This is a genomic window from Pseudomonas sp. 22072, assembly GCF_052046095.1.
Taxonomy (GTDB): Bacteria; Pseudomonadota; Gammaproteobacteria; order Pseudomonadales; family Pseudomonadaceae; genus Aquipseudomonas; species Aquipseudomonas paracarnis.
In genome coordinates, this window is sequence record NZ_JBQEQE010000007.1 from 219,776 (window position 1) to 230,129 (window position 10,354).

At 63.4% G+C, this 10,354-nt stretch carries 11 protein-coding genes; 4 read left to right on the forward strand and 7 right to left on the reverse strand.

The features are described from left to right. The first annotated feature begins 154 nt into the window (after window positions 1-154). Window positions 155-661, forward strand: coding sequence for a sigma-70 family RNA polymerase sigma factor (locus ACTJLA_RS10170; RefSeq protein ID WP_034127925.1), 507 nt, complete (start codon window positions 155-157; stop codon window positions 659-661). After that, window positions 658-1,395, forward strand: a complete 738-nt coding sequence (locus ACTJLA_RS10175) for an anti-sigma factor (RefSeq protein ID WP_314546127.1) — start codon at window positions 658-660, stop codon at window positions 1,393-1,395. The genes ACTJLA_RS10170 and ACTJLA_RS10175 overlap by 4 nt, the downstream gene beginning before the upstream one ends. Here the strand turns inward: ACTJLA_RS10175 and ACTJLA_RS10180 are convergent. From ACTJLA_RS10180 to ACTJLA_RS10210, 7 genes are all read right to left on the reverse strand, one after another. Next, complete coding sequence (locus tag ACTJLA_RS10180; RefSeq protein ID WP_170949820.1) at window positions 1,392-2,393, reverse strand: Csu type fimbrial protein; 1,002 nt, start codon at window positions 2,391-2,393, stop codon at window positions 1,392-1,394. The genes ACTJLA_RS10175 and ACTJLA_RS10180 overlap by 4 nt on opposite strands. Next, window positions 2,390-4,738 (reverse strand): fimbria/pilus outer membrane usher protein, encoded by a 2,349-nt coding sequence (locus ACTJLA_RS10185; protein WP_440841190.1) that lies wholly within the window; start codon window positions 4,736-4,738, stop codon window positions 2,390-2,392. The genes ACTJLA_RS10180 and ACTJLA_RS10185 overlap by 4 nt, the downstream gene beginning before the upstream one ends. Before the next feature lie 72 nt (window positions 4,739-4,810). Further along, on the reverse strand, window positions 4,811-5,599 hold the full coding sequence (locus ACTJLA_RS10190) for a fimbrial biogenesis chaperone (RefSeq protein ID WP_014718967.1): 789 nt from the start codon (window positions 5,597-5,599) through the stop codon (window positions 4,811-4,813). A 25-nt stretch (window positions 5,600-5,624) separates the two neighbouring features. Continuing rightward, window positions 5,625-6,113 carry a Csu type fimbrial protein gene (locus ACTJLA_RS10195; RefSeq protein WP_014718968.1) on the reverse strand — a complete coding sequence of 163 codons (489 nt, stop codon included), beginning with the start codon at window positions 6,111-6,113 and terminating at the stop codon, window positions 5,625-5,627. 2 nt (window positions 6,114-6,115) lie between these two features. Then, the gene (locus tag ACTJLA_RS10200; protein ID WP_003192220.1) at window positions 6,116-6,658 is read right to left on the reverse strand and encodes a Csu type fimbrial protein; all 543 of its coding nucleotides are present in this window, start codon (window positions 6,656-6,658) and stop codon (window positions 6,116-6,118) included. 18 nt (window positions 6,659-6,676) lie between these two features. Further along, complete coding sequence (locus ACTJLA_RS10205) at window positions 6,677-7,222, reverse strand: spore coat protein U domain-containing protein (protein WP_034127930.1); 546 nt, start codon at window positions 7,220-7,222, stop codon at window positions 6,677-6,679. After that, a complete protein-coding gene (locus ACTJLA_RS10210; RefSeq protein WP_425049066.1) occupies window positions 7,216-7,716 on the reverse strand; it encodes a Csu type fimbrial protein in 501 nt (166 codons plus the stop codon). The genes ACTJLA_RS10205 and ACTJLA_RS10210 overlap by 7 nt, the downstream gene beginning before the upstream one ends. Before the next feature lie 181 nt (window positions 7,717-7,897). Here ACTJLA_RS10210 and zapE point away from each other — a divergent pair, with 181 nt between their 5' ends. Both zapE and ACTJLA_RS10220 read left to right on the forward strand, forming a co-directional pair. Further along, complete coding sequence (gene zapE / locus ACTJLA_RS10215; RefSeq protein ID WP_314546112.1) at window positions 7,898-8,992, forward strand: cell division protein ZapE; 1,095 nt, start codon at window positions 7,898-7,900, stop codon at window positions 8,990-8,992. A 37-nt stretch (window positions 8,993-9,029) separates the two neighbouring features. Next, a complete protein-coding gene (locus tag ACTJLA_RS10220; RefSeq protein WP_314546109.1) occupies window positions 9,030-10,334 on the forward strand; it encodes a protein kinase in 1,305 nt (434 codons plus the stop codon). Window positions 10,335-10,354: the final 20 nt, after the last annotated feature.

Consider the following 10,354-nt stretch of genomic DNA (forward strand, 5'->3'; position numbering starts at 1 on the left):
GGCCAGAGGCCTCAGGCTGAAACATAAGGTCGGAGCATTAAGACGAACGCCGATTGGCTCTATTCCCAGGCCCTGGATTTATTTTGCGGGACGGGGAATAACCTTCAACGCCGGACGTCTCTCTAGTCCCAGCGTAGTGACCAGCCAGACGCCCATGCATGAACTCGACGAACAGTTACGTGAACTCATTCCCAGGTTGCGGCGTTTTGCCGTGTCCCTGACGCGCAACAGCAGCAGCGCCGATGACCTGGTGCAATCGACCCTGGAGCGCGCCATCGTCGCCTGGGCCGATAAACGTATCGAGGGCGATCTGCGCGCCTGGCTGTTTTCGATCCTCTACCGCCAGTTCCTCGACGCCCACCGCCGCAACCGCCGCTATGCGCGCATGCTCGAATTCTTCACCGGCCGCGATGACGTGCAACCTTCGGTGGAACGCACGGTGCTGGCCCAATCCACCTTGCAAGCCTTCGACCAACTGAACACCGAACAGCGCGCCCTGTTGCTGTGGGTGTCCGTCGAGGGCTTGAGCTACAAGGAAGTGGCCGAGATCCTCAAGGTGCCCATCGGCACAGTGATGTCACGCCTGTCCCGCGCACGCCAAGCGCTGCGTCAACTCAGCGATGGCGAAATGACCGGCCCTGCCCTGCGGAGACTCAAATGATCAGCCTGCCCCCCAGCGAACGCGATTTACATGCCTACGTCGATCACCAATTGCCGGACACTGATCGCCGTGTGCTTGAAACCTGGCTGGCCAGCCACCCCGAAGTGGCGGCCCAGGTACAGGCCTGGCAACAGGATGCGCAGTTGCTGCGTGCGTCGTTGAGCGGCGCCCTGCAACAGCCGCACAACCCGGCATTGGACCCGGCGCTGATTCGCCAGCGCATCAAGAAACAGTCCCGTCGGCACTTGGCCACGGCGGCGTTGTTGCTGATCGCCGTGAGCCTCGGCGGGGTTGGCGGTTGGCACGCCCGTGAAGCCACCCAGCCGCCACTGTTGCCGATGACCGACGCCATGCAGGCCTATCGCCTGTTTGCCCAGGACGGCATCATGCCCGCCGACTACAACGCCCAGGACCGCGGCACTATGCAGGCCTGGCTCGACCGTTACTTCAACCAGGCCCATCGCCTGCCCGACCTGAGCCAAGCCGGTTTCAAACCGGTCAGCGGGCGCCTGCTCACCACCGACCAAGGCGCGGCAGCCATGGTGCTGTACCAGGATGCGCAAGGCCGGCGCATCAGCTTCTATATCCGCCCGCCGGGCCCGAACAACGGTTTCCTGCCTTGCGGCAGCCGCAGTGTCGATGGCTTGCAGGCCGACTACTGGTCGGGCGGCGGCTACAACTATGCGATGGTCAGCCCGGTGGATCAGGCCGCCGCGTTGCAGACGCCATTCTAGAAACCGACGTCCAGCACCACATTATCCAGATAGGTGCCGGCTGGTGGGGTGGGCTGATCGGTGTAGACCTTGGCGTTGTAGTTGTACACCTGGCTGCCATTGCCCAAGCCGTTTCCGGGGTTGACCTCGGCCGTGGAGCTGGCCCGCCGCGCCGCGCCGACACTGCCCCAACGCGTGGTGCCGGCGCTTTTGAAAATGTCATAGGCCAGGTAATTGCCGCCGGAAACCATGCGCCGCCGGCCGCCGACACTCACCGGGTTCTGGCCATCGCTCAAGCCCACGGTATAGGCGCTGCCCTTGGTGCAGGCGATGTTGATGGTCTGCCCGCTCACCGCGGTAAAACCACTGACCACCGGCGCGCTGCCGAAGCTGATATTCGGGGCGGTGATCTGGCAGTCGTTGGTCACGGTCATGCTGACGGTCAGGGACGCCGTGCCACTGCCAGTGTCACGTCCCAGGCAAATGCCGCCAAGGCCGATCCCCGAGCAATAATTCCACACCCAGGCGATGCTCAGTGTCTCGGTGTACACCCCGGCGGCGACGTTGCTGCCGGTGATGCTGCTCAGGTACAGCGGTACGGTTTTCGCGCCGGGCCCTGCGATCAGGCCAATGCTCTGGGCGATGCCGCCAGCGCCGCCGAAATCGAATTGGCTGCCACGGGTGATGGGATAGCTGGTGCTGTTGTTGCCATAAATCGTATAGCTGATCACATCACCGGTCGGCCCGACCATGCCACTTTGCGACGATGTGATCGTGGCGTAAAAGTGGTCGGTGGACACCAGCAGCGATATCAACGCCGAGGTGCAACTCAACCCCGAATTAGTCGTAGAGCTGGTTTGCGCGGCGGTGCGCACCGTCATCGAGCTGATTGAGCCGAAACTGGCCGGCACGGTGGACACCACCGAACACGCCGCCATCGCCTGCCCGCAAAACAACAAACCTACGCCATATAACCCTACGCTGCCCCTCACCTGAACACTCCCTGTTCGATGCCTCATTGGCACACTAATGGCCCGATCAAGGGCACGTCCTGTTGCTGTTCATCAATATCGAATGTCGTCTGGCAGGTGCGGCCCTCACCGAGGGTGACCTGCAAGGTGTTGTGCGCGCTGAGGTTTTCCAGATACACCAGGCCATCCCAGCCGACCACCGCCTGGGTGTTGCTTTGCTCGTGCACTACCAAGCTGCCCAGCGGCAACTCCTGATGCTGGCGGTCCACCAGAGTGATGCTTGCAGCGAGCACCCGGCGCAGGGGGAATTCCAGCAAGTAACCGCTGCCACGGCGTACCGATACGCGCTGCTCAACATTGGGGCTTTGCACATTCGCCGGCAGGTTCAGGGGGTCGATCTCGTATTTGCCGCGGTAATAGGCACTGCTCCACGGCACCAGCAAATGGCCGTTGCGGTCGGTCTGGCCCACCAGCTGGTTTTCGTAGCGCACCGGAATCCCGGCAAAACCCTGGGTGCTCACTACCACAAAGGCGTCATTGATGCGGTTGGCGGCAAAGGTTTCGCCGCCCATCCACACCAGCGAGCCGCTGGCATCGGCCCAGCGCGTCATGGCCTCACTGCTGCCGTACACGCCGGCCTGCAACTGCACCGACTGCAAGCGCCAGGTCAGGTCGGCCTGTCGATAGCTGGGGGCATCGCCCTGGGCATAGCCGAGGTTGTAGCCCACCCCGCCTTCGCTGGGCACCGCGCGGCTGTAGTTGATGCGCTGGCGACTGGCGCCATCCTTGCTGCGCTCGGTGCTCAAGGCCAGGCTGCCGTTGAGGTCGAACGGGATGACCAGTTGCGCCTGCATGGCCCAGTTGCTGTCACCGATTTCGCGGTTGGCTGACAGATAAAAGCTGGTGTTGCGCCACAACGGTTTGCTCCAGCTCAGGTTGAGCAGGCGCGTGCGCGAGTCGTCCGCCGCCTGCACGTCGAAATAGCCCAGGCCCAGGCTACCGAAACGTTGGAGGTTGAGGCTCAGGGTCACCTGCTCGCTGCGCTTGCTGAGGCTGGCGTATGGGGTATCGACCAGGGTCAGGTCGGCGTAGTCGTCGCGACGTTCCACCCGTTGGTACATAAAGCTGTAGCGCGTGCTGTTGTACTGGTAACCAAGGCTCAGTTGCTGGCCCGTGCGGCTGTCGAACTGGCTCTGGCTGAGGGCGGTATTGAGCACGCCGAAGTTGCCCAGGCGCAGGTTGCCGCCGAGCCCGCCGAGGCTCAGGTCGCTGGAGGCTTCGGCATGGCTTTCCAGGGTCAGGTTATCGGAATAGCCATAGCGGAACGTGCCACTGGCCACGCCCGGTCCGTAGCCGAAGTCCCGTAGGGTGTAGTCACGGCGCAAGGTACCGGCGGCCAGCGAAAAGTCCGTCAAGCCTTGTTGCAGCAAAGTGCTGGTGACGTAGAACGGTACCGTGGTCGATACTTGGCGGCCCAAGGCATCGGTGGTGACCACCACGGCCTCGCCGGCACCGTTGATGAATGGGATGTTGGTCAGGGTGTAGGGGCCGGGTTGCAGTCGTGCGCTGTCGGATTTGTAGCCGTTGATAAACAGGTCCACCGACGAGGGCACCGCCGCCTCACCGGCAAACTGCGGCAAGGGGTACGTGACCAGGTCGGGGCGCACGGCAAAATCCCGGGACAGTTGCACCCCGCCCAGGCGCACCGAGCTACTCCAGGGCAGCGCGCCACTGATCACGTCGCCGGCCTCGTAGGTCAGCAGGCGCTCATCGTCGGAAAAACGCCAGGTGGTGTCGTAACGTCGGTAACCATTGTCGAGGGTGCCGCCGCTGATTCCATCGGACAGGGTCTCGCGCAGTTGCCCGGTGTTGGACAGAGTGCCCCAGGTGTCGAACAGCCGTACTTCGTTCCAGGCCGCGAGGTAACTGCCGCCATCGTCGGTGTCATTGAAATACACGTCATAGTTGAGCAAGGCGCCGAAGCTGCTCATGGCCTGGGTACGCGGATAGGTATTGCGGTTGCCGATGAACTGTTCCTGCAGCCAGGAGGGCGGCACATCCAGCAGAAGGCGCTGGCCGTTGCTGTCGTAGTCGCTGTGCAGGCCCGGCACCTGGTCCAGGGCCACACTGCCGACGGGCTCACCGGGCAGTTTCATACCCACGTCCTGCAACGCGCTGGCCGGCACAAACAGCTGGCCGGCGCGCTGCTCGACCGCGATGACGCGGCCGGTGTCCATCTGGTTGACCACCAGTTCCAGAAACAGCTGTGCATCGGCAACTGCCTCCATGCTGCCGGGCGGCGGCGGCAGGTCGCCCGCCATCGCTGCGCCCCACAGCCCGCTTGCCACTGCCACCGACGGCCATAAAACCCGAGCCCAACCACGACTCACCATGGCGTTGTGTCCCTCAATGGACATCTCCATCCTGTTAAAACCCGGGCGTGTGCCCGTTGCGCTACATAACGGTTATCGCTTGGGCGCCAGGCTCTCCAGTTGCGGCGCGCCGTTGACCCGGACCTGCAACGGCTGGTCGGCCGATACGGCATCCGGCACCGGCCAGCGCATGCTCGCGCCCGGCAGCACATAGCCGAGCAAGCCGTCCACCAACGGCCGGGTCTGCCCGCCCTGTTTGAATGACGCATCGGTAAGCCGCGCATGCACGGCGCCCTGGTTGCGCACCTCGATGTAGTTGCGCCCTGCCACGTTGACCTTTTGCCAGCTCAACTGCGGCTTGCCCGCGCCCTTGGGGTCACGTTGGCGGGTGGCGTCGTCCTTGCTCCACAGGCCAGCGCCGTAGGCAAACAATGGCACCGAATAGCGCATCTGAAAGCGAATCGCCGCTGCCGTGTTCTTGCCCTCCGGCGGTGCTGGCACCTGCAGCGCCGAGGGGATTTCGTCAATGATGATGCGATAGGCCAACTCCTGCCCCGGCGGTACCTCCCGGGTGCGGGTCAGGCGCACCAGTTGCTTCTGGCCCGGCTCAATCTTGGCCACCGGCGGGCTGCCGATCACATCGCGCTGGTTCTGGTACTGCTCGTCGAAACCGTTCTGGCTCCAGGCAAACACGCGGATCTGCAGGTTGGCGGTCTCGGTGCCACGGTTCTCCAGCCACAGCGCGCTGGCCTGTTGGTCAGCCTCCAGCACCGGGTCGATGGGCCAGATCAGCACCGAACTGGCCGCCTGTACAAACCCCGCCGAGCACAACGCCCCCAAGGCGAAACCCGCGGTCCATAACCGTCGCAAAGCACAACCCATGACACCCCTCCTTAATCCGTTAGCCCTACCACGTCAGCTGCACCTGCAGCGTGTCGCTGTACGTCCCCCCAGGCTGATTGCCCGGTAAAACCACCCGCCCGTAAATCGGCAGGCTGATATTGCTCGCATCGCTGTAGGTCACGCTGACGCTCTGGTTGATGCCCAGGCTCTGGCTGAATGCCGCATCGCGAAACAATTGGTAAGCCACCCGCGCGCTGCCACTGTTGAGCTGCAAATTGCGTCCGGTGCTGCTGTACAGGCCGCCATCCACGCTCATGCTCAGGGCCACGCCCGGCGTGCATTGCAGGGTTACCCCGCCAGTGAGAGCCGCTGTGACCGTGCTGGTGGCCAGGGCCGAATAGCTGCCGTAGGCCAAGGTGCCGTAGTTGGCGCCGCCGCCCACGATCAGACAGCCCGGCGTGATGGTCGCACTCACCTGGAAGCTCTGGTTGACCACCGCGGACAGCGGCAACGGTATCGCCAGGCCGATGGCGAGCAACACCCTGGGCCACATCGTTAGAACGTCAGTTCCACGGCCACGGTGTCGGTGTAGGTGCCCGCCGGCAGACCCGCCTTGCCCACCGCCCGGCCGTAAAGGTTGACGGTCTGCGCCACGCCGGTACTGGTGGCGAGGGTCACCACGCCGTCAATCGCCAACAGCGCTGAACGCCCGCTGTCAGTGTAGAAATCGTAGGGCACGAAGTTACCCACGCCATCGGCCAGCGCACGGGTGCCACCGGGGGAAGCACCGTCGTGGGCGCCGGCACGCACCTTGATCGTTGGCGCGGTGCCAGCCGAACACAGGATCGACAACGCGCCGCCGGTACCGGTGCCGCCGAGCAACTGGGCGTCGGCATTGGTAAACAGGCTGTTGGTGGTGCCGAAGTTCAAGCTACCGAAATTCAACCCGGTGGCCGCCCCGGAGCCGTTGACCTGGCAACTGGCGATCAAGGTCAGGCTGGAACTGATCTGCCCGGTCACCGTGGTCGCCGCGTTCAGGCTGGACGCCAGCCCCAGGCCCAGGGCACAGAGGCCGATTCGCGATACAAGTACATGCATGATATCCATCCTCATGGTTTACCAATCCAGAGTCACCGTCAGGGTGTCTGTGTAGATGCCGGCCGGTAGGGCCCTGGTATTCGCCACCACGGAACCGAATACCGGGATCGGTACCTGGGTGCCCTGGGTCACGACGAAATTGCGTTGCTGGCCGATCCTGTAGGCACTGCGCCCCTGGGGATCCGCCGACAGTCGATAAGGAATGGTCTGGCGGCCATTGCTCAGGCGCCGCGTGGTGCCGTCGCCATTAGCGCCGCCGTCGATGGTCACCGTGAAACTGCTGACCACCGAGGGGTTGCAGGACACCGACAGCGGCGCCTTGTCAGCATCGGAAATCGACGCGCCCAGCGTGTTGCTCCAGGTCGGCCCCTGGCTGCCGAAATCCATTAGCGCCGTGCCGCCCTCAGGCGTGACCGGCGCGGTTTCCACGTCTTTGCTCACTTCGCAACTGGCGGTGATCACCAAACGCGCGTGGACCTGGCCGTTGACCACCGCCGCCTGCGCGTCATCCGCCAGCAACAGCAGGCCACCCAGGGCCGTCACAGCCAGGTAGCGGCTTACCATGTGACCGTGACCTTGAGCAGGTCGGAATAACGGCCGACAGCGGGAATGCCTTTGAGCGGTTCGATGCGGCCATACAGTGGCAGGTCGACAGAGCCGGTGTCCGGCACGCGGCCACTGATGGGCACGTCCACTGGCAAGGGGATCAGCCGCGCGGCGTCGGCATAGATTCGATAGGGGATGGGCCGACTGGAGGGCGCCGGATTGGCGAGATAACGTACTTCGCCGACGCCGCCATGCAGGCCGCCGTCAACGCGCACTTGGTAAGGCGTGTCGGGGTTACATTCCAGGCGCGGCTGGCGTTGGCTGATCAGGGCCGCACTCAGGGGGCCGGCCGGGTCATCCAGACGCGGGCCGCTGCCGAAATCCAATACGCCAAGTTGCTCGATGCCCGCATTGCGGGTGGTGCCCACCAACTGGCAACCCCGCTGCACGTCGATGCGCACCTCCACCTGGAGTTGCGCAGCAAACACCGTGTTGCAGAGCATCGTGCCCATGACAGCCAATACCGCCGGTCCCTTCACAGCCCCAATTCCTTATACAGGGGTGACAACTGTGTATGAGGTTAGCCAGTTAACGCGAAAGTGCCAGTTTGCATGGCTTGGGGCCCTTTCCTATTGGTCAAACGGCATCGGGCGTCCTACAGTGAGCGACTACCGTAATACAGAGTGTTTATTCTTGGCCGTGCTTGCCCTGCTCCAGCGCCTGCTGGGTAAAAAAACCGACGCCTCGGACGCCTCGCCTATCCCGGCGTATTTTCAAAAAAAGGCCGAACAACAGGGCTATACCCTCAGTGACGGGCAAATCCGGGCGATTACCGCCCTGAATCGCGAGGCACAACACCTGCTCAACGGCCAGGCCACGCGCAGCCTGTACCTGCACGGCCCGGTGGGGCGCGGCAAAAGCTGGCTGCTGGACGGATTTTTCCAGGCACTGCCCATCGCCGAGAAGCAGCGCGTGCATTTCCACACCTTCTTCGCCCGGCTGCACCAAGGCATGTTCCTGCACCGCGAGCGTGACGATGCCTTGGGCGCCACTCTGGACGAGTTGCTGACCGGCTGCCGCGTGCTGTGTTTCGACGAATTCCATGTGCACGATATCGGCGATGCGATGCTCATCAGCCGCCTGTTCAAGGCCCTGTTCCAACGCGGCGTGCTGGTGCTGGTGACCTCCAACTACCCACCCGAAGGCTTGCTGCCCAACCCGCTGTACCACGAACGCTTCAAGCCGGTGATCGAGCTGATCGCCGCGCGCATGGAGGTGCTGGAAGTCAGTGCGCCTCAGGACTTTCGCAGCCTGGCCCAGGCCCACGCGCAACAACGCTTCACGGGCGGCCAGTACGTCTGGCCAGGTACGGCTGGCCAGCGTGAAAGCCTGGGCCTGCCTGCCAAAGATTGCCCGGCGCAACCCCTGAAGGTCGGCACTCGGCAGTTACAGTGCCGAGGCCACCAGGCACGAACCATCGCGTTCACCTTCAACGACCTGTGCGAACAGCTCACGGCGGTCATGGATTATCTATTGTTGTGCCAGGACTTCGACCACTGGATCATCGACGGCCTGCCGCATCTGGCCGAATGCCCCATCGCCGTGCAACAGCGCTTTATCAACCTGGTAGACGTGCTCTACGACCAGGACAAGCAACTGACACTTATCGGTCACCAGCCCCTGGATAAATGCCTGGAAGGCCAGGCCATCGACCTCGCCCGCACCGCCAGCCGCCTGCGCCAATTGCACACGCGCTGCCCGCAACCCGCGCCCGAGCCGCTATCATGAGCGCCTTTTACGCCTCCTTCCGAGCACTGCGCCCTGCATGAATACCCTCGCCCAACTCAAGGCTGGCCAATTGGCTGGCGTTACGCGCCTGGACCTGGCCTGCGGGCTGACCGAGTTCCCCCGGGAAATCTTCGAACTGGCCGACTCGCTGGAAATCCTCAACCTCACCGGCAACGCCCTGAGCAGCCTGCCCGACGACCTGCACCGCCTGACGAACCTGCGTGTGCTGTTCTGTTCGGACAACGCCTTTACCGAACTGCCGCAATGCCTGGGCCAGTGCGCCAAGCTGAGCATGATCGGCTTCAAGGCCAACCAGATCAGCCAGGTAGCCGCTGCCGCCCTGCCGCCGCTGTTGCGCTGGCTAATCCTCACCGACAACTGCATCAGCCAATTGCCCGATGAACTGGGCGAACGCCCCTTGCTGCAAAAGCTGATGCTGGCCGGTAACCAGTTGACCGACCTGCCGCCAAGCCTGGCCCAGTGCCAAAACCTGGAGTTGATCCGCATCGCCTCCAACCGCATCACCCACCTGCCGCAGTGGCTGCTGACCCTGCCGAGCCTGACCTGGCTGGCCTATGCCGGCAATCCGGTGGAAATGGCCGTGCAGGTAAGCGCTGACGAGGCGACGCCGAACATCGCCTGGCAGGAGCTGGAAATGGGCGACGTCCTGGGCGAAGGCGCTTCGGGGATTATTCGCAAGGCGCTGTGGAAACCCCGGGCGTTGCCGGTCGCGGTCAAGCTGTACAAGGGCACCATCACCAGCGACGGTTCACCGCTGCATGAAATGCAAGCCTGCATCGCTGCCGGCCTGCATCCCAGCCTGATCAAGGTTGAAGGACGCGTCGTCGGCCATCCCGATAACCAGGCCGCCCTGGTGATGGAGCTGATCGACCCGAGTTACCGCAACCTCGCAGCCCTGCCGAGCCTGGCGTCGTGCACGCGGGATGTCTACGCACCCACCACCCGTTTCAGCCTGGACGTGGCACTGCGCATGGCGCGGGGCATTGCTTCGGTGGCGGCGCACCTGCATCGGCACGGCATTACCCATGGTGACCTGTATGGTCACAATATTTTGTGGAACGCAGAAGGTGATTGCTTGCTCGGAGACTTTGGCGCGGCGTCATTCCATGCCACGGCGAACACCCTGGAAACCCGTGCGCTGCAGCGTATTGAAGTGCGGGCGTTCGGGGTGCTGCTGGGGGAGTTGTTGGAGCGGGTTGAGGCACAAGCCATTGACAAGATGCTGTGCGAACTGTGCGAGCGTTGCTGTCAGCCGGATGTACTGGCCCGACCAGGCTTTGAGGAAATCGAGGCCCTGCTGGAATCTCTGCAGCACCCCTGAACTAATGTGGGAGCGGGCTT